Consider the following 19384-nt stretch of genomic DNA (forward strand, 5'->3'; position numbering starts at 1 on the left):
GCAACAAAATTACAATTTAAACTCACTATCACTAATATTGCTATTGAATTTCTTGTTTTTCAACTTATATAGCGTATAATCGTTGGATTTTTCCACAATCTTGATTGAAGAGATGGTATGCTCGTTGTTCTTGAATGTCAATTCAACTTGCTTTATAAACTTTGCTAAATCTTTATTCTTAGGCGTTAATGTCGCAGATATTGTTGAGGACTCTTTAAAATAGGCGATATTGAAATTCGCTTCATCAAATACGTTCCCCATATTCGTTTCTGTCATTAAGCGTTGTAGCTGACGGAATCGACGGTTTTTGTTCAAATCAATAGTTGATTTTTTCCCTTTATCGTCTTTCATCAATAGTTTATCTTGATCAAACAACATGGCATTTTGCTGAGGGGCATGATAACGCCAAAGGAGTTTTTTGCCTTTTAGTCTAAATATGCCTGTCGAGTTAACCGGATTTTTTAAAACGGAGACATATCGAGTTGCATCAAAGTCAGCAGAAATACTCGTTATTTTCTTTGATTGCTGCTCAACCTTGCTTTTAAAAGCAGCGGCTTCCACGTTATTCATCTTGGTTTGCCCAATCGCTGTTACGCTCAGCAGACAAAATATCAGTATTATTAATCTTGATAACTTATCCATTTCTTTCTATTTTCAACAACCTATCAACGGGGATTGATTGTAAGTTCAATTCTTTCATTTTTATCAACAACTGTTCCAGCACGTTGACTGTGCGTTGTGAAGTATCATGCAACAAAACAATATCACCAGCCTTTAATCTAGGAACAATCCGCTTTAATATCCGATCTTCATTGTTTATGACCGTATCTAGCGAACGTATGTTCCAGCCGATAATGTCTTTGCTTTTTGCCTTACAAGCTTTGACTACATTTGGATTGGTTACCCCAAATGGTGGACGGTACATTGAATTGTTTTGTCCAGTTATTTTCTCAATCATATCATCGGTTTGCTGAATCTCTCCTTCCATTTCTTTAGGGCTTGAAAAAGCAATATCCTTTTTATGCGTATAGCTGTGGTTTCCGATGCTGTGTCCTTCTGCAATAATGCGTTTAGCAATTTCAGGATATTGCGTCAATTGCTTGCCGATACAAAAGAAGGTCGCTTTCATCTTATATTGATCGAGCAGATCGAGTACTTGAAGCGTGTAAGGGCAGGGGCCGTCGTCAAATGTTAATGAGATATTGTTTTCTCCTATGTCCTTTGCCTTAAAAAATGTCTTCCCAAAATAACCCAAACGGATATCAAAGACACCCCAGGTAGTTAAGCCCAAGGCTATTAAGCCAATTAAAACGAACCAATAGATTGTCCAGTCATAAAATAACATACCAATTACCACGATAAGGCATGAAACAATGGAAACAACTTGAATATATCGGTGTTTTAACATGATTTGATTAATACAAAACTATGGTCTAAACCCTGTGACTGATTGATAAGTAAGATTGTTTTTAGCTGAATTGGTTTAATGTTATTATACATCAAATAGGAAGGGACAATCTGGTTTTTCAGTATTTCTACAGCGACTTTTAAACCATAAGCAGAAGCGGTATCAAATGAGCCAGAAATATGCTGATAGTAAGCTAGCGTAGTTCGCGGAAACAGATTGGCGTATATGTCAAAATAGTGTTGCTGGGTCACGTCAGCATTATAGCCAAGAAAAACAATATCGATATCGCTACTCGTCAGTTGATTCCTATTTAGAAACTCTTCTATCTCGACTTGTGCAGAAATCCTAGGTTTATTAAAATAATGTACATCTACCAACTGTGCGTAGGAACTGGGGAGTTGCTTAGCTGAAAGCACAAAAAAGTTGGCTCCTTCCGATCGGCAGGCACCTGCACTATTGGGTTGCTTAAAATCAATCGATGTCATATCCGCTTTATAGTTTCCTGCGAGCTGAAATAAAGCATCAAAAGAACTGGAAGTCTCTTCGACTCCACCAATTAATACATTCGATGCCTCTAAGACTTCAATCTGTTGTAAGCCATCGAACAATGCCGACTCGAACGAATTCGCCCCATTTACATAAGTGAAGTTATAAGCTCTACATTGAAAATGTAATGCTATTTGAGCTGCTACGGTATTATGCGTTGACTGAATGAAAGATGTTGGCGTAAGATATTCCTCCTCATTGGCAAGCATCGACGCTAAGAACTTCTCAGAGTCTTGTAAACAACCTAAGCCAGTACCAGTGATAATAGCATCCAAGTTATCAATCTTAGCCTCTTGAATTGCTTGATTTGCTGCAAATATCCCCATCTTTACGCCTGATGCCATCCTGCGTAGCATCCCTGCTGGGATAATTTCTTTATATGATGGGTGACTCGCTTGATTATAGGTGTTTATGGCAACAGGGCTATCGTTGAAAAGATTAAACGTTAGCGCCTGAATCCCTACTGAGCCGATACCGTTAATATAACATCGTTCCATTTGCTTTTGAAAAAATTAAAGTGGAACAATTACCGCCAAAACCAAAGGAATTGGACAATACATGATTTACTTCTTTTTGAACAAGCGCTGTGTTCGGTACAAGATCGAACTCTTCCATCTTAGTCTCAAAATTGAGGGTAGGGAAGATCAGATTCGATTGCAACGAAAGCACACTATAGACCGCTTCAATTGCACCCGCAGCGGCCAAGGTATGTCCAGTAAAAGATTTTGTTGAACTAAAAATGGGAACCGGTGAAAATGCGCGTAGTAAAGCTCGACCTTCGGAAAGATCGTTGTTGCCGGTAGCGGTGCCATGTACATTGATGTAATCAATCGCCTGAGGGTGAAGTTGTGCCTTCCCAATAGCCTTCTGGATAGCCAAATATGCACCTTCTCCATTGTCAGACGATGCTGTTTGATGGAAAGCATCATTGGCATTCCCGTAGCCGCTTAGGCAAGCTAAAACAGTTTTACTATGCTTTTCAACCTGATCTTTTGACTCCAGCACGAGATAGGCGGCCGCTTCTCCTAGATTTAAACCATTTCGATTCTGATCAAAAGGCTTATTGTCTTTCTCAGAGAGTATCATCAGACTATTAAAGCCGTTAATCGTAAATTTACTCAAGGCATCTGTACCGCCCACAATGACGCGGTCTAGTTTTCCTCGCTCAATGAGTGAAGAGCCAAGCATGATTGAATTTGCCGCTGATGAGCAAGCAGTCGAGATTGTGCTGACCATGCCGCGAACACCTAAATAATTAGCAATCTTGTTGGTACTATCACCAGCATGGTGACTGTTAATATACTTACGTAGCGAAGGTTCTTCCGAAAATCGATTAAAGTATTTCTCGGTACTGTCCATACCAGCAACACTTGTCGCCGAAATAAATCCCGTCCGAGCGGATTGAATATCCGTTATCCCTGCATGTAGCAAAGCTTGTTTTGCTGCGAATGCGCCAAGGAGACTGCCTCGCGTAAAGCTGTGGTCACTCGGGAGCTGCAAAAGCTCCTGAAAGGAGGTGTTGCTAAGCTTAATCTCGCCAACACGCAGATGTCCTGCATGTTTAGAGGCGATATGTTCTAAATTAGAGATGCCCGTTTTCCGATTGACTAACGAATGGAGGTTTTCTTCCACGGATAGTCCAATCGAAGAAACAATACCCATTCCCGTTATCGCGACACCTCTTTGCATCAATATGCTATTTACTGCGATTTTTCTCTACGAAATCCGCCAAGGTATTAATCGATTTAAATATCTCCTTGCCCTCTTTTGGATCCGATAGTTTGATGCCATATTCTTTATCCAATAGGACGATCAATTCTAAGGCATCAATGGAATCTAAGCCCAAGCCATCGCCAAATAATGCATCCTCATCTTGAATATCAGTTACTTGAATATCTTCTAAATTCAAAACCTCAATTATCTGTTGCTTTAACAGATCCTTTAATTCTGCCATTTTTATTTATTTAAAATCTGCTCTATATTGTTAATTTGATGTGCTATGTTACCTTGCTTTTCCACTAAATAAAACTGCGCAACATAATCATCTTTTAGCATCCTTAGCCAACCGCAAAGTACTTTTTTTGCCTTTCCTGATTCGATTAAGAAATCACTGTATGCTTGTATGTACGCTGTTTGGTATGCTTCGGCGAGTAAGAACATACTCTCTGTTTTTAATTGATGTCTAATGCTAACTTCACCAATACAAATATTCGGAAGCGTATAGACAAATGTTGCAGGGCTAGGGTAGAAGCTGTTTTCATCCTGAATATGCCCCTGATGTTGAATGTCTGTATCTAAGCTCCCTTCCTTACTGGAAAATATCAAAGCGATATCTTCTCCATCCTGATCTTTAAGAACGATTTCTGATGCTAGAAAGGCTAATTTACATAAATTATCCATCTTGTAAAACTTAGGATAAGTTATCCCCAAATGCTGATAAAGCTCTTTTGCAAAATCTTTAAATTCGCTGGGCTGCCCCTTGAAATAGGGAGCCCCATTTACTGAAACAGTAGCTTGGCGGATTACGATGGAATTGCTTATGAAATGCATCTGATTAACTTTTCATTAATAGTAAAGCCGTATTGCTTCCCCCAAATCCTGAAGCGGTTTTCAGTGCGGTCCGTATAGGAGCCTGCATATTGTTAACTAACACATTAATGTATTCTGATGTGCCTAGCGTTTCAAATCCTTTACTGGCAAGCAGCGTATCCTTGCGCAAACAGGTTGCCATTAATATACATTCGAGTAAGCCAGAAGCAGCTAGCGTATGTCCATAATTGCCCTTATAACTCGCAAGTGGGGTATTTCTTAACCCTGCTCGGTTGAAGGCAATAGCTTCCATTTCATCGTTGTAAAGTGTCGCAGTGCCATGCCCGACGATATAATCTATTTCATCTGCCGAGATATCCGCTTCCTGCATTGCTTTTTGAATACTTAAGAATAGTCCTTCTCCAGTTCGGGAAGGTCCCGAAATATGGTTAGCATCATTGATACTCGAATCAGCAGCAATTTGAATGCTATCGCTGTTTTTCTCTGTTGAAATATAACAAGCTGTGGCAGCTTCGCCTAAACTAACGCCTTTACGCAGCGCATCATATGGTCGACAAGCTTCTGTACTAATCGCTTGAAAGGATTGAAATCCCGATTGAACAAATGTCGATACTTCGTCGAAGGCAACGATATAAGCATCGTCAAACATCCCCATTTGAATATAGCGCTTCGCTAATGAAAGTGCCATCAATCCAGAAACACAGGCGTTGCTCAGCGTCAAGGGTTCCGTGACAAAGCCAAAATAATTGGAGATATGCTTTGCTAAAGAGGGGATATACGTATTTAATTCATCCGAATCGGCTAATGCCTTGATATTCCCCTTTGTTGTCGTAACGACTAAAAGGCTTTTCCGTCCTGGTGCTTTTTTATCGATTAGCGGTTTTAAAGCGGCAATAGCCAATTTTTCTATTCTTGAGGAATCATTACTTATTCCCAGTTGATTAAACAAATTTGCAAGACGATCCTGATCAAAAATCGAAACATAGCTATTACCTAGTTTCGAATGGATGCTATGTTCTTTTATACTGGTCTCACCTGCGAAAACTGCATCAAAATTCGCTGCAGTAGTAAAACCCAAGGGGCTTAGGATGTTAGAGTCTTGTAAGTAGACTTTCTTCATAACATGCCTACTTTCTTTTTCCAACTTTCAAGAAAGGGAGGAATAGTCAAACTGAGATTGCCCGCAAAATCGGTAAAGACTTGAACCGTCTCTCCGGTACATACCAGCTCGTCCTTCGCGTTGTAGATCTCAAAATTGAAAATCATCTTTGCAGCAGCACAGTCAACATAAGTCGTGATGATATAAGCATCATCAGCATATCGTAGTGGCTTTTGATGTTCACTCAAAACTTTGACAATAGGGGTTGCATAACCATGCTCTTGTATATCCTTATACGATATCCCAAATGCTCGTCCGAAAGCCTCTCTACCATCTTCGAAATAGCCAATGTAGTTTCCGTGCCATACAATACCCAAAGCGTCAGTCTCGTTAAACTTAACCTTAAAATGTTCGGTGTGCTGTAATATCTTGTCGGTTCTAAATCGCTCTTTTCTTCTGTTCATAGTGTGATTTTCAGGCCCTACTCCCATAACTACAAAAATAGGGAATCCATTTAGCTTTTTTTAATTGAATATTATTTTGCAATAACCGTTTTCATCTGTCCCTTCGCAATAATTGTTTTGCCAATTCTACTGACTATTTCAACTAAAGTAACACCTGAAAACTCTTGTAATACAAGTGCTTCTGTATTAATTTGCTCGCCGATCTTTGCGCTTTGCAGGAGATCTAAATTGCTGATACTTCCTATATATCCAATTGGCGCTTGCTCTTGACGTAAATAATATCCAAAACCAGTATGTAAAGCGACAGATTGAGCCATATGCTCTATTAATCCGCTTTCCTGCAAAATCTGGTCTTTCACAAAGATATTCCCCACATCAATGGTCAACGTAGCTATGATTCGTTTTTCATCGTATTCTTTTAAACCATCCACCATCAGCATAGGAGCACGTTGCGGTATGCAAGCTAATATGATATCCATGTCATTGATGGGAAGTACGATATTACTAATCATGTATTAAATATTCTTTGTAGCCCGCAAAAATAGCAAAATATACACTAATTGGGCGTTTTGGTCAATATACAACATAATCGAATCGCGAGAGATGTTGTAACGTATAGACGCATTTAAATAAGAAAGGTTTGAAATGGATGGGGATCTAAAATTCAATTATTTTGATTTTTTAGCGTTCCAGAAATCAAAAAAATTAAACCATTGATAGGGATAACGTTTAAGCATTTGTTCCATGCTTTCGGTATAAGCATTTAAAACTGCTTGTGCATCGCGATGCTTAATTGGGGCTGCTCGACGAGTGTATAAATGATAATGCAGATTGGGCTCCTTCATTACATAGACAAAAGCAATTGGTGCATTCAATCTGGAGGCGATCATAAACGTACCTGCAGGGAATAAAGCGTCTTCTCCTAAGAGTGGTGCAGACATGGTTTTTGAATAGTCAAAATAACGGTCGCCCGTTAAACAAATCAGATCATTGTTTGCTAAAGCTGCGGTAATCTCAAATATATGAGACATATCGTCCTTTATATGAATAAAATTGACTTTAGATTCCTCTTGAGCGATTGCATTCAGGTAATCCTTAATGATAGTCCGTTCTTGATCTGCGGCGACAATATGTATTTGTTGCTGGAAATCGATATCAGCGAAGAATTTTTCCGCAATTTCAAAGTTACCAATATGTCCGCTAATCAGTATGCCACCCTTTTTCTCAGCTAATAATTGCTTGAGGATTTCGATGCCATCAAAATCGAAACTGAATTTGTTGCGTAGACCGGCAAATAGCGCAATTTTATCAATCAAAACTTGCCCAAATACAAAATATCCTCTGTATAGTGCCAGCAAGGATTTTATTAAACTAAAGCCTTGACGCTTTCTATAGTAATAGAACATAGCTCTAGCTGTACTAGGATATGCAATAACATAGTAAAACGCAACAGGGATTAATAACCCATATGCTGCATTTACACCAAGCTTTTTAATGATATTGACGAAAATTTGGTAGCCGAGTAGGGTACCTTTAGATTTGCCGTCCCATTGACTCATGGTTAGGCTTGTTTATCTGCGATCTTTTGTTCGATTAAGTTATAGAAATCTTGAAAGGAAACGACATCTGTAAAATCAGATTCTACCAATTTAACTCCGAAGTTAGACTCAATAATTACCACTAAATCAACATAGTCTAGGCTATCTAAATCCAGTGTGTCTTTCAGGTTTTTATCAGCAGCAATTACCTCCTCATCAACTTCAAACTCTTCCACTAGGATTTCGTTAATCTTGTTGACGATGTTTTCAATTTCTATATTCATCTCCACTATAGTTTGAACTTCTTAACGATCATTGCGGAGTTTGTGCCGCCAAAACCAAAAGAATTGGACAAATATACATCAAAATCTTGATTTTTCGTTTCAGTAACGATATTCAATTTGGAAGAATAAGCGTCCGCTGTTTCAAAATTGATATTCGGAGCAATGAAGTTATGATTCATCATCAAAGTGGAATAAACAATCTCACTGGCGCCTGCCATCCAACATTCATGTCCTGTCATCGACTTTGTAGAACTCACAAAAGGACGTGTTTCACCAAAAACTTCATCAATTGCTTGTGCTTCATTGGCGTCGCCAACGGGCGTTGAGGTTGCATGGGCATTGATATACTGTATTTCCGATGCGTGCATATTAGCCTGTTCCAATGCTTTTCGCATAGCTGTTGCCGGGCCTTCTACATTGGGGGTCGAAATATGACCGCCATTCGAAGAAAAACCATAACCAACGACTTCCGCGAAGATTGGTGCATTTCGTTTCAACGCACTTTCTAAGCTTTCCAAAATGATTGTTGCTGCGCCTCCACTCGGAACAAGACCGTCCCGATTGGCGTCGAAGGGACGACAAGCTTTCTGTGGCGCTGATTCATGGGCCGAAAAAACCCCTAATCCATCAAAACTTGCCATCGCATATTTATTAATCTCTTGAGCGCCACCACAAATAACTAAATCCTGCAGACCATTTTTGATCATCATATGCCCTAAACCGATAGCATGTGAACCACTCGCACAAGCTGCTGAAATGGTCATATTGATACCTCGCACATTAAAAATAGTGGAAAGATTCATCGTAACCGTCGAGTTCATCGATTTGAAAATTGCGCCTGAACCAATCAAGGCGGTATCCTTTTTTTCTCGGACGATATCCGTAGCATCGATGATTGCTTTAGAAACACTGTCGTTACCGAAAATTAACCCAATTTCACGCTCATTAAAAGACTCCAAGGAGATGTTTGCTTCTCGAAGTGCTTCCAATGTTGCGATATAGGCGTATTCGGTTTCTTCACCCATGGTCACCCTTTGCCGTCTATGCAATAAAGCCTTTAACTCTGGAGTAGGTACAACGCCGGTTAAAGCCGAACGAAAGCCATATTCCTTGCGCTCCGGATCAAAGACAATTCCCGATTTTCCTGCGTATAGCGATGCTCGCACCTCATCAAGACTAGTCCCGATGCAGCTGTAGATCCCCATACCTGTAATCACCACTCTGTTATTCATCCTTTATGAATAGATCCCTCCATTAATATTAATAACTTCTCCAGTAATATAGCTAGATTTTTTTGATGCTAAAAATGCGACCAAATCCGCCACTTCTTCAGCTTCCCCAAATCGATTTGCTGGAATTAATTTCTTCAATTCTTTTTGATCCAAATTGGACGTCATATCGGTGTTTATGAAGCCTGGTGCAACCGCATTCACGGTAATATTTCGCTTCGCGATCTCCTGCGCCAGTGCTTTTGTCGCTCCAATGACTGCAGCTTTCGCCGCAGAGTAATTCGTCTGCCCAGCAGTTCCTTTAACGCCGGAAACAGAAACGATATTGATAATACGGCCGTAGCGATTATGCAACAACTTCTGTATAAAATGATTCGTTACATGATAAAATCCTCCAACACTGGTTTGAATAACATCATTCCAGTCTTGAAGAGGCATCCACATAAACAAGCCATCGCGCGTAAGTCCGGCATTATTTACCACGACTTCAACGAGTGCATCGGGATGTGACTCTTCCCATTGCGATAGTGCTTTTTTTACTTCATCCGCTTGGCCTACATCGAATTTGATGATTTCGCCATTTGAACCTGCCGCGCGTACTTCAGCAAGTGTTTCTAGCGCCGCAGTTTCGTTCGAATGATAGTTAATAAGTATATGATAGTCGGTTTCTTCCGCTAGTTTCTTACAAATAGCTCTTCCAATCCCACGAGATCCGCCAGTTACGATTACGTATTTTATTATATCTGCCATTTTTTACGCTACTATCTACTTGAATATTGCACTTAAACTCTTTTTTTCCGATTAAAACCTCAAGCATCAATAATCGCGAGATTGCCAATGCTTAATCAATCGTATTGATTTTTAGTCTATTTTATCAGGTAATCTTTTACTTTTTGAACGATTGGATACATCACAATATCCTCTTTAAAGACCGGGATCATAGTTCGCAAGGATTTATATATTTCCTTCGAGCTTGTGCTCAGTTGATCTTCGATTTTTAAAGCTTCGACTGCTTGGGCAATCGTAATCCATTCAATGGCTAGTACTTCGAAGGTATTTTCAATAACCTTACTACAGATGACCGCCGCATTCGTGCCCATAGAGACAATGTCTTGATTATCATTGTTGTTAGGGATACTATGTACATATAATGATGTCGATAAGGCTTGATTCTCTGCTGTTGTCGACGTTGCTGTAAATTGAACACCTTGCATACCAAAATTAAACCCTAGTTTTCCCAAATTTACGAAAGGAGGGAGTAACTCGTTTATTTTTGAGTTTAACAAATAGTTAAGTTGTCGTTCAGCTAACATCGATAATTTCGTGACTACAAGCTTCAGTCGATCCATTTCTAGCGAAATATAATCACCATGGAAATTGCCACCATGGTAGACATGTTGAGTCTGTACATCAACAATAGGATTATCGTTAGCCGAATTGATCTCCTTTTCTAAGACTTCTTCTACGCTACGTATGCTATCAAAAATGGGTCCTAGAATCTGCGGAACACAACGTAGCGAATAATACTCTTGAACTTTTTCTTTAAAAATATCTTCGTTGTTGTTTCCGTTGTAAAGGTGCTCTTGCCTACGTTTAATAAGTTTACTATCTGAAAGATGTGAACGCATTAATTTTGCAACCTCTTGCTGTCCCAGATGTAATTTTGCCTGATTTAATTCTGCAGAGAAATGATCATCATAGGCTTGCACCAGTTCATTAATGAAACAAGATGCTTTAATCGACCAATCCAAAAGCTTTTGTGCACGATAAGTATTGACGATCCCGATACCAGTCATCACCGAAGTCCCATTGATTAGCGCTAATCCTTCGCGAAGCTTGATTTCGATAGGTTTTAATCCTAATTGCTCGAAAACGTCTTTAGTTGGTCTGCGCTCACTTTGATAAAATACTTCGCCTTCCCCAATAAGTACTAAAGCTAAATGCGCCAGTTGTACTAAATCGCCGCTTGCACCAACGCCGCCGTGGGCGAAAATTAAAGGCGTGATATCCTTGTTAATTAACTCCTGCATTAATTTGATAACCGAAATATGGATGCCGGATTTGCCTAACGATAAGGTATTCAAACGTGCTAGAATGGTTGCTTTAACATGTTCTGCTGACAGCGCTTGCCCTGTCCCAGAAGCATGACTTCGAATTAAATTATACTGCAGTTGTAATTGATCTTTCTCCTGAATTCGGTATTGGGCCATAGGACCGAAGCCAGTATTTACACCATAGATAATCTTATTTTTAGAGAAGCTTTTTAAAAATTCATAACAGTCTTCTACTCTGTTGATTATCGATTGGCTTAAGTCTATTTTTTCATTCTGAAATAGAACATCATTAAACTCTTTAATCGTTAAATAACTGTTGATGGTTTTCATTTAAAATAATTAGTTTCTTCTCTTTTAATTGTTCGAAATGTATGTAATTTTGGAACAAATTTTTGTATCACAAAAATAGAATTTATATATTATTTATAGCTATGGAAAACGAAATTGTTGATGTCCTGATTATCGGCGCAGGCCCCAGTGGTGCAGTTGCGGCAGGTTATTTACATCAACAGGGCGTCAATATCAAAGTTGTTGAAAAGCAAAAGTTTCCGAGAGTAGTCGTTGGCGAAAGCTTAATCCCACGGGTTATGGATCATTTCGATGAAGCCGGACTTTTAGAAGCATTGAATTCCTATGGTTTCGAGAAAAAACCTGGCGCTCGTTTTATTCGAGGTGAAGAACATTGTGTCTTTGATTTTAGTGATAAATATGGTGAAGGCTGGGACTGGACCTGGCAGATACCACGCGCCGATTTCGATAAAGCGATGACCGATGAACTCCAACGTAAGGGAGTTGATATCGCATTCGAAACGGAAGTGATTGATGGCCAGTTTCAAGGTACCAATTCGACAACCAAAATTCGCGATAAGAATGGGGCAATATCCAACATCGAAGCTAAGTTTGTGATCGATTGTAGTGGCTATGGCCGTGTACTTCCAAGATTGTTGAATCTAGAAAGACCATCGCAATTGGATAATCATTCAGCCATCTTCACCCATATAGAAGATATCCGGAGACCAGACGGGGTTGAAGGAACGCAAATCTCGTTTGATATCATTGAAACAGAAGTCTGGCTATGGGTAATTCCATTTTCCAATGGCAAGACAAGCGTTGGAATTGTAGGTCCAACAGATTATATCAACCGCCTGTCAGAAAATATGGACAATCATGAAGCGATAAAAGAAGCGATCAAATTGTCGGATTACTATATGGATCGATTTAGCGGATTAGACTATGAGTTTGATCCTATTCGTCTGACGAATTACTCCGTTGCGGTGTCTCAATTCTACGGGGCAGGATATGCGCTAACTGGAAATAGCACGGAATTTTTAGATCCTGTCTTTTCTTCTGGCGTTTGTTTCGCAACTGAATCAGGTATTTTAGCTGCTAAGTTAGCAAAGCGACAATTGGCGGGGGAATTGATTGACTGGGATAAAGAATACGCAGCCTATATGAAATACGGTATTGATGTTTTTACAACTTACGTAAAGGAATGGTATACAGGAAATCTACAGGAGCTATTTTATCATAGACCAGAGAATCCCGAAGTAAAACAAAAGATATGTTCCGTATTAGCGGGCTATGTTTGGAATAAAGAGAATCCTTTTGTTGCAAAGCATCGCAATATTATCGCGAATATGGCCTATTTGATTAAAAAATAAATATTAGTCGGATTAGCTCTATTAAAGATTAGAGGTCTAAATTGTTTAAAAGGCACATAAACGACAGTTTTTAAGAGAAGCACAATAAAAAGGCGATTCCTGTATATGGAGTCGCCTTTTTTTTTCTGAAAGTGTCTCGTCCTGAAATAGCGATACATAAAAAGAATCGTTATGAAAGAAATATCCAATTATGTAAAACGTACGCAGCGTGATTACACTTTAAGCTTCAAACTGAATGTTGTCAGAGAAGTTGAATCCGGAGAATTGACAAGCACACAAGCACAAAGAAAGTATGGTATCCAAGGAGATAGCACAATTCGTAACTGGTTGAAAAAATATGGTAACTTTGATTGGGAGAATCAAATACCATCCAGTATGGCAAAGTCACCAGAACAACGCATTTTAGAATTAGAAGCCAAAATCAAATTGTTGGAGAAGCAGAAAGCGCAGCTTGAGCGACAGAATTACATTGCTGATTCCAAAGCGATTATCTTTGATATGATGATCGATATTGCCGAACAAGAATATAAAATAGACGTAAGAAAAAACTTCAAACCCGCACAATCGATTGTTTCCGACAAGAAAAACAAAAAAGCCTAAGTTTTACTTGTGGGTTGTTCGGGTTAAGTAGGCAAGTGTATTATCGAAGAATCAGACGAACTAAAAGAAGTCAAAATATAGCGAGTAAAGTTGTGAGCTTAGTCCAGGAACTACGCGCTGTTCAGCCAAGAATTGGTACACGGAAACTCTATCATTTATTGGTCCAAGAGCTACAGGTATTAAAAGTTGGCAGAGACAAGTTTTTTGATATTTTACGAGCCAATCACTTATTAATTATTCCAAAACGGAGTTATCGTACCACGACCATGTCACATCATCGATTTAAAAAATATCCTAATATTATTAAAGAAATGAATATTTATCGTCCCAATCAAGTTTGGGTGAGTGACCTCACTTACATCGGAAAGCGAGAAAAACCTTGTTATCTAAGTTTGATTACAGATGTATATTCTAAGAAGATAGTAGGCTTTGAAATCTCAAGCACAATGTGTACAAGTCATGTTGTAAAAGCATTGAAAATGGCTCAAAAACAAAGAAAAATAAAGGAATCATTAATCCATCATTCCGACAGAGGTATCCAATATTGTTCAGACGAGTATCAATATTATCTAAACAAATACAAGATTAAGTGCAGTATGACAGAAAACTCTGATCCTTATGAAAACGCCATTGCTGAACGTATAAACGGTATTCTGAAACAAGAGTTCATGATTGATACCTATCATTTAGATCTAACTTTGATGAAGCAAATTGTAGAGGAAGCAATCAATATCTACAACAATGACAGACCACATTGGTCTAATCATATGCTAACTCCCAATCAAATGCATCTCAAATCAAATATGAATTACAAAACTTATAAAACAAAAAGCAGTAGAAACCTCTCGGCTACTACTGCATAAAATTATGTATTTTTAATCACTGAAAAACTGTATCTATTTTTCAGGACTAGTCAAAGTTATTATTGTTTTTTTTAGTAATCCAATAAAATGTTAGACCAGTGATTATTCAAGGGTCTATTCTTTTTGTCCGGATAATTTTGTTTCTGTTTCTTGTGTATTATTATTTATGATGAAATGACTTGATTAATAAAAACAAGAGTATAATTTTTTCTACGAGCTCTAAAGGCATCAACTGTTGGTTCTTAACGTCTGATATCAGTTTTATTTCCGGGGAGTCTAACCACCAAAAAAAGGTCGATCTTTTATTTGTAAGACGTGTTTTTAAGGGTACTCAATTGTTTCTGTAATCTGTCAATTCTTTTAAGTCGTCTATTTTCAAGTATTTTCTTATCCTGTGGATGCAATTGATAGGCTTCATCGTCCCTCAGGACATGGTATGCTGCAATCAAGATCTTATGTGCGATGGCTATTGTAGCCTTCTTCTGACCTCTTCGTGCAGCGATTTGATGATGCTTGACCGCAAGTAATGGATTTGCCTTGGATCTAGAGGCCACCCATGCTGCCTCCACGAGCGTCGTCTTGAGATACTTGTTTCCACGTGTTATTTTCGAGGAGTACTTCTTTCCTGCACTCTCATTGTTGCCTGGGCAAACCCCAGCCCATGAAGAAAGGTTCTGATGTGTTGCAAATTGAGCCATGTCCGTACCGATTTCTGAAACGATTCCCAGTGCCACCCTGGAAGATACTCCAGGGATAGATTCCAGTAGTTCCAGCTCCTTGTGCATGATCCTTGCGTACTGTTCCATCTGAGCCTCTGATTGTGCTATTTGTAGATTGATATGATCGATGGATTGCAGTATTAGGTTCAACATGAAGCGGTGATGATCCGTGATCTTGCCAGTAAGTGCCTTAAGTAGCTCTGCGTGTTTCTTGACCAGCGAACCCTTGGCCATGCTTGCCAATAGCAAAGGATCGAGTTGACCTTTGGCCATGGCCCGGACCATTTCCATGGCGCTTACCCCAAATACGTCGCTGACTACGCTCCTCAGTTTGATGTTGGCGGATTCAAGGATGTTCTGTAACCGGTTCTTTTCTGCGGTCCGCATAGCGATAAGCTTACGTCTATGTCGGAAAAGTTCCCTGAGCTCCCGGATATGTTGTGGTGGGATGAAGCTCCCCTTCAGTAAACCGGAAAGAAGCAGTTTAGTGATCCATTCGCTATCCTTCTTGTCGGTCTTCTGTCCCGGAACATTTTTGATATGCCGGGCATTGACCAGTAGGATGTGAAAATAGTCTTCCAGAACCGCGTAAACCGGTCGCCAGTAAACCCCAGTGCTCTCCATGGCAACCTGTGTAATGGAATGGGCCTGGAGCCATTCCACTAAATTGTACAAGTCATCCGTAAAAGTTAAGAAGGTTTTTGTCTCTGTATCAAAATCACTACCTTTAATGGTAGCAACTACTGTGTCTTTGTGGACATCCAGTCCACAACCACGGTCAAGAATAAAGGGTAATCCGCTGACAGCCATAGGTCTTATATTTATTGGTACTAAGATACCGTTTTGGCTAAATGCCTATTGGGACTATGAGCCCGTGACTTTCATGGCTGTTGGTGATACCCGATGTATCATGAACGTTTTATTTAACTGGGGAACGTTGGCTTTTGAGTTATCGAAATTGTCGGCTAAATAGCATGTCCTCCTGTTTTTCTCATTTTGTGAGATCTCCCAAATTTCATGGCCATTGTTTCTGTCTATATCGTTGTATTTATTGCCTATTGCTTCGTGCCTTGTTCGAAACTTGACCGATGATCATTTGATTTGAAACGAAGAAAGGGAAAGTAATTTATTCCCAATAGTTCATTGTCCCGGAATGTATTCAATTAGGGAAAGCATGCCGCGTGTCGTTCATATTAGCGTACGCGCTATAGGTTTATTTACGATCAAAATACCTAAAAAGGTGGTTTTTCAATTCGATTAATTAAGCTATTATTTATTTTACATTTTATTTTTGTTAAGCGTTAAACTTTTTTCGTTCATTCCTATTCAAAGAGGTAAATTGTTCCCATGAAGAAGCTCGCTTTACTAATCATCTTTACTTGCCTTATCTGTGTTGCTTTCGCTCAACAAGGCCGTTACGATACGGATATTTTTGGAAATTTAACTTTTCAATCGGATCGAAACAGCTATGAAGCAAAGCTCGAAAAAAATATTTTCGGCGATTTAATTTTTACCGATTCAAGGAGGAATAAAGAGAGCATGGATAGCAAATTTTTGGAGGAGTTTATGCCCGGTATTCAGGATAGTAAAGAACGCCAGCAGAAGCTGTTTCATGATTTAATTTGGCAGCATCGTCATAATGAATCCTATGAAGTTAGCTATTCGGTGGATATATTTGGGTCGGTTATTAGTAAGGACAATCGAGGCAATGAACGCGAAAGCGGAACGGATATCTTTGGGCATGACTTTGTAAAAGACAAGCGTAAGGGGAGTACCGCGAGTATGAAGCGAAATATTCATGGAGATTTGGAATATGCAGAGGATGGCCAGACGGCGACGATAAAGAAAGATATTTTTGATAAATGGTCGTATAGCGATAGTTATGGCAATAAGCTTGAATTTGCACCATCTACCTGGCGTAGATTGATGAAGAAACTAGGATCAGACAAGGAAATACTATGGTATTTTGTCGATCAATTTTTCGACAATTAATTTATAATTTTCTAAAAAATTTGTTTTCAAGAAAAGTAAGTTCTACTTTTGACACCGATAAATAATTTTTAACTCTTTAAAAAAGACGAAGATATGTTTGTAAGTACCCCAACTTTTCGAGCTTTAACAGCAAACGGTTTTGCTGTAGCTACGCTTCGTGCTTTTTTCATAAACTAGATTTTTAAATCTTACTTCTATTTTCTTTAAAAAGCCCGTCATTTTAAATCGGTTGGTTTGCTGTTGATTTTAATCGACGCCATCATCCGCAATTTTCAATACTATTTTTTATAACAATGGGAAGTAAACTTTCTGGGAAAGACCTGATAAAATTGGGTTTTCCGCAGACTAATGCGATAAATATTGCCTTAGGGCAGATTTCGCGCTATCGCAAACGCGATAAAAAAGAACATATATTACAGGAGGCAAAGCAAGTTTTGTTATTTCCTGAACAATACAAAGGGCATGGTACCTGGGGCAAGGTCGCCGAAGGCTTAATTAAGCCAGTCGAAGTGCGGATGCAACAATTGCGATCACAACGAGTACCATTCGAGATTTTTGGTGAAAACGAAATCGATGAGTTAGCAAAACGACAGCTCTATGATGCTTTGAAATTACCGATATCGGTCAAAGGCGCATTGTTGCCAGATGCGCATGCTGGATATGGCTTGCCGATTGGTGCCGTGTTGGCAACAGATAATTCGGTTATTCCTTATGCTGTAGGGGTAGACATCGGCTGTCGGATGAGTTTGTCCGTATACGATCTTCCGGCAAGTTACCTGAAGGGTCGGAGTTTCCAACTTCGAAATATTCTTCGAGATAACACGGCTTTTGGACTCTATGAAACACATAAACAGCGGTCCGATGCGGAGGTTTTATCACATTCCGCTTTTCAAGAGGTACCGCTGTTAAAGTCCTTACGCGATAAGGCCTATAAACAGTTGGGTTCCTCCGGTGGAGGGAATCATTTTGTCGAATTCGGGATTGTAGACTTGTTGGTCGACCGAGCAGATTGGCAATTGAGAAAAGGTACGTATTTAGCTGTGTTATCGCATTCGGGGTCACGTGGCTTAGGCGCAAATATCGCTAAACATTACACGTATCTAGCACAGAAGCAATGTCCATTGCCTAAGCAGGTGCAGCAATTTGCCTGGTTAGATTTAGATACACATGATGGACAGGAGTACTGGTTGGCGATGAATTTAGCTGGCGAATACGCGAAGGCATGTCACGACGATATACATCGACGCTTAGGTAAAGCACTCGGTAAGCGAGCAATGTTAACGATTGAAAACCATCATAATTTCGCATGGAAAGAAGTCGTTGACGGAAAAGAATGTATCGTGCACCGAAAAGGGGCAACACCGGCTGGCGAAGGCGTATTAGGTATAATTCCGGGTTCAATGACTGCTCCAGGTTATATCGTGGAGGGCAAGGGCAATCCGCTAAGCTTACAGTCAGCTTCACATGGTGCAGGTCGAGCTCGATCGCGTGGTGCATGTAAAGATAGCATCAGTCGGAGCGCTATGTTTGCCGATTTGGAAGCAAACGACGTGGAGCTTATTGGAGGTTCAGTCGATGAAGCGCCGATGGCCTATAAGGATATCACGAAAGTAATACAGCTTCAAGATGAATTGGTTAGCGTATTGGGGACATTTACGCCGAAGATTGTACGAATGGATAAGTAGGGTAGATGATGAAAGTACAATTACAAGTCAGTTCTGGACGAGGTCCTAAGGAGTGCAATTTGGCCGTCGAACATGTATTAACGGTTCTACAGCAAGAAGCTGTAGCTAATAAGATTGATGTGCGAATCGTCCATCAAGAATATTCCGATGGATTATGCTGTTCGGCATTATTAACACTTGAAGGGATTGAATTAAATCTTTTTTTAAAGAGTTGGATTGGAAGCGTCTTGTGGATTTGTACAAGTCCCTTCCGACCGAAGCATGCAAGAAAGAATTGGTTTATCGCTGTTCAAGAAACTGCTCAAGTCAATGTGTTGGATGATATAGATCTTAAGGATGTTGTTTTTCAAACAATGAGGAGCAGTGGGGCCGGAGGCCAGCATGTCAATAAGGTGAGCTCAGCCGTTCGGGCGACACATCTTCCAACGGGAATTGATGTGCAAGTCATGGACACTCGCTCGCAGTTGCAGAATAAGCAAATTGCGCTGCAACGCCTACAAGAGCGGGTTTCTACGATCAATGCGTCGTCGCAGCGATCCAGCAATCGCTCGAATTGGGAGCAGCAGATTCAAATTGAGCGAGGAAATCCTATCCGTACATTTGAAGGAAAAGGATTCAAGCCAAGGCGATAAGTTCCTTTGTTGCCAAAAATAGAATAGCCGATTTGAACTATTACGATTCAAATCGGCTAT

At 39.7% G+C, this 19384-nt stretch carries 21 protein-coding genes; 6 read left to right on the forward strand and 15 right to left on the reverse strand.

Annotated elements, in window-relative coordinates; translation table 11 throughout:
• Nucleotides 1-9: 9 nt before the first annotated feature.
• The 14 genes from GFH32_RS06120 to GFH32_RS06185 all read right to left on the reverse strand — a co-directional run bounded on the left by GFH32_RS06120 (nucleotide 10) and on the right by GFH32_RS06185 (nucleotide 11502).
• Entirely contained in the window at nucleotides 10-642 is a 633-nt protein-coding gene (locus GFH32_RS06120) for a LolA family protein (protein ID WP_153510249.1), read from the reverse strand.
• Nucleotides 635-1408 (reverse strand): polysaccharide deacetylase family protein, encoded by a 774-nt coding sequence (locus GFH32_RS06125; RefSeq protein WP_153510251.1) that lies wholly within the window; start codon nucleotides 1406-1408, stop codon nucleotides 635-637. The genes GFH32_RS06120 and GFH32_RS06125 overlap by 8 nt, the downstream gene beginning before the upstream one ends.
• The gene (locus GFH32_RS06130) at nucleotides 1402-2451 is read right to left on the reverse strand and encodes a beta-ketoacyl synthase N-terminal-like domain-containing protein (RefSeq protein ID WP_153510253.1); all 1050 of its coding nucleotides are present in this window, start codon (nucleotides 2449-2451) and stop codon (nucleotides 1402-1404) included. The genes GFH32_RS06125 and GFH32_RS06130 overlap by 7 nt, the downstream gene beginning before the upstream one ends.
• Nucleotides 2432-3643, reverse strand: a complete 1212-nt coding sequence (locus tag GFH32_RS06135) for a beta-ketoacyl-[acyl-carrier-protein] synthase family protein (protein ID WP_153510255.1) — start codon at nucleotides 3641-3643, stop codon at nucleotides 2432-2434. The genes GFH32_RS06130 and GFH32_RS06135 overlap by 20 nt, the downstream gene beginning before the upstream one ends.
• Before the next feature lie 7 nt (nucleotides 3644-3650).
• Nucleotides 3651-3908 (reverse strand): phosphopantetheine-binding protein, encoded by a 258-nt coding sequence (locus GFH32_RS06140; protein WP_153510257.1) that lies wholly within the window; start codon nucleotides 3906-3908, stop codon nucleotides 3651-3653.
• A 2-nt stretch (nucleotides 3909-3910) separates the two neighbouring features.
• Nucleotides 3911-4504 (reverse strand): beta-ketoacyl-[acyl-carrier-protein] synthase family protein, encoded by a 594-nt coding sequence (locus GFH32_RS06145; RefSeq protein WP_153510258.1) that lies wholly within the window; start codon nucleotides 4502-4504, stop codon nucleotides 3911-3913.
• Between the two features lie 4 nt (nucleotides 4505-4508).
• On the reverse strand, nucleotides 4509-5624 hold the full coding sequence (locus GFH32_RS06150) for a beta-ketoacyl synthase N-terminal-like domain-containing protein (protein WP_153510260.1): 1116 nt from the start codon (nucleotides 5622-5624) through the stop codon (nucleotides 4509-4511).
• Nucleotides 5621-6067: an acyl-CoA thioesterase gene (locus GFH32_RS06155; RefSeq protein ID WP_153510262.1), complete on the reverse strand. Its 447-nt coding sequence runs from the start codon at nucleotides 6065-6067 to the stop codon at nucleotides 5621-5623. The genes GFH32_RS06150 and GFH32_RS06155 overlap by 4 nt, the downstream gene beginning before the upstream one ends.
• Before the next feature lie 71 nt (nucleotides 6068-6138).
• Entirely contained in the window at nucleotides 6139-6579 is a 441-nt protein-coding gene (locus GFH32_RS06160; protein ID WP_153510264.1) for a hypothetical protein, read from the reverse strand.
• Nucleotides 6580-6735: 156 nt separating this feature from the next.
• Nucleotides 6736-7626 carry an LpxL/LpxP family acyltransferase gene (locus GFH32_RS06165; RefSeq protein ID WP_153510266.1) on the reverse strand — a complete coding sequence of 297 codons (891 nt, stop codon included), beginning with the start codon at nucleotides 7624-7626 and terminating at the stop codon, nucleotides 6736-6738.
• 2 nt (nucleotides 7627-7628) lie between these two features.
• Nucleotides 7629-7889, reverse strand: coding sequence for an acyl carrier protein (locus GFH32_RS06170; RefSeq protein WP_202111191.1), 261 nt, complete (start codon nucleotides 7887-7889; stop codon nucleotides 7629-7631).
• Between the two features lie 5 nt (nucleotides 7890-7894).
• Nucleotides 7895-9121 (reverse strand): beta-ketoacyl-[acyl-carrier-protein] synthase family protein, encoded by a 1227-nt coding sequence (locus tag GFH32_RS06175; RefSeq protein ID WP_153510268.1) that lies wholly within the window; start codon nucleotides 9119-9121, stop codon nucleotides 7895-7897.
• Nucleotides 9122-9124: 3 nt separating this feature from the next.
• Nucleotides 9125-9868: a 3-oxoacyl-ACP reductase FabG gene (fabG, locus tag GFH32_RS06180; RefSeq protein ID WP_202111192.1), complete on the reverse strand. Its 744-nt coding sequence runs from the start codon at nucleotides 9866-9868 to the stop codon at nucleotides 9125-9127.
• A gap of 116 nt (nucleotides 9869-9984) precedes the next feature.
• Nucleotides 9985-11502: an HAL/PAL/TAL family ammonia-lyase gene (locus GFH32_RS06185; RefSeq protein ID WP_153510270.1), complete on the reverse strand. Its 1518-nt coding sequence runs from the start codon at nucleotides 11500-11502 to the stop codon at nucleotides 9985-9987.
• A 101-nt stretch (nucleotides 11503-11603) separates the two neighbouring features.
• On the opposite strand from GFH32_RS06185, the gene GFH32_RS06190 reads away from it, so the two are divergent.
• The 3 genes from GFH32_RS06190 to GFH32_RS06195 all read left to right on the forward strand — a co-directional run bounded on the left by GFH32_RS06190 (nucleotide 11604) and on the right by GFH32_RS06195 (nucleotide 14296).
• Nucleotides 11604-12833 carry an NAD(P)/FAD-dependent oxidoreductase gene (locus GFH32_RS06190; protein ID WP_153510272.1) on the forward strand — a complete coding sequence of 410 codons (1230 nt, stop codon included), beginning with the start codon at nucleotides 11604-11606 and terminating at the stop codon, nucleotides 12831-12833.
• A gap of 171 nt (nucleotides 12834-13004) precedes the next feature.
• A complete protein-coding gene (locus GFH32_RS18360; RefSeq protein ID WP_228384109.1) occupies nucleotides 13005-13433 on the forward strand; it encodes a helix-turn-helix domain-containing protein in 429 nt (142 codons plus the stop codon).
• Nucleotides 13434-13447: 14 nt separating this feature from the next.
• A complete protein-coding gene (locus tag GFH32_RS06195; protein WP_237249276.1) occupies nucleotides 13448-14296 on the forward strand; it encodes an IS3 family transposase in 849 nt (282 codons plus the stop codon).
• A gap of 302 nt (nucleotides 14297-14598) precedes the next feature.
• On the opposite strand, the gene GFH32_RS06200 is transcribed toward GFH32_RS06195, so the two are convergent.
• A complete protein-coding gene (locus tag GFH32_RS06200) occupies nucleotides 14599-15825 on the reverse strand; it encodes an IS110 family RNA-guided transposase (protein WP_153509890.1) in 1227 nt (408 codons plus the stop codon).
• 537 nt (nucleotides 15826-16362) lie between these two features.
• Here GFH32_RS06200 and GFH32_RS06205 point away from each other — a divergent pair.
• The 3 genes from GFH32_RS06205 (at nucleotide 16363) to prfH (ending at nucleotide 19324) form a co-directional block, all read left to right on the forward strand.
• Complete coding sequence (locus GFH32_RS06205; RefSeq protein ID WP_153510274.1) at nucleotides 16363-17007, forward strand: hypothetical protein; 645 nt, start codon at nucleotides 16363-16365, stop codon at nucleotides 17005-17007.
• A gap of 293 nt (nucleotides 17008-17300) precedes the next feature.
• Complete coding sequence (locus GFH32_RS06210) at nucleotides 17301-18692, forward strand: RtcB family protein (RefSeq protein ID WP_153510276.1); 1392 nt, start codon at nucleotides 17301-17303, stop codon at nucleotides 18690-18692.
• A 5-nt stretch (nucleotides 18693-18697) separates the two neighbouring features.
• Nucleotides 18698-19324 (forward strand): peptide chain release factor H, encoded by a 627-nt coding sequence (gene prfH, locus GFH32_RS06215; protein ID WP_153510277.1) that lies wholly within the window; start codon nucleotides 18698-18700, stop codon nucleotides 19322-19324.
• Nucleotides 19325-19384: the final 60 nt, after the last annotated feature.

The organism is Sphingobacteruim zhuxiongii (genome assembly GCF_009557615.1).
In the GTDB taxonomy this organism is placed as follows: domain Bacteria; phylum Bacteroidota; class Bacteroidia; order Sphingobacteriales; family Sphingobacteriaceae; genus Sphingobacterium; species Sphingobacterium zhuxiongii.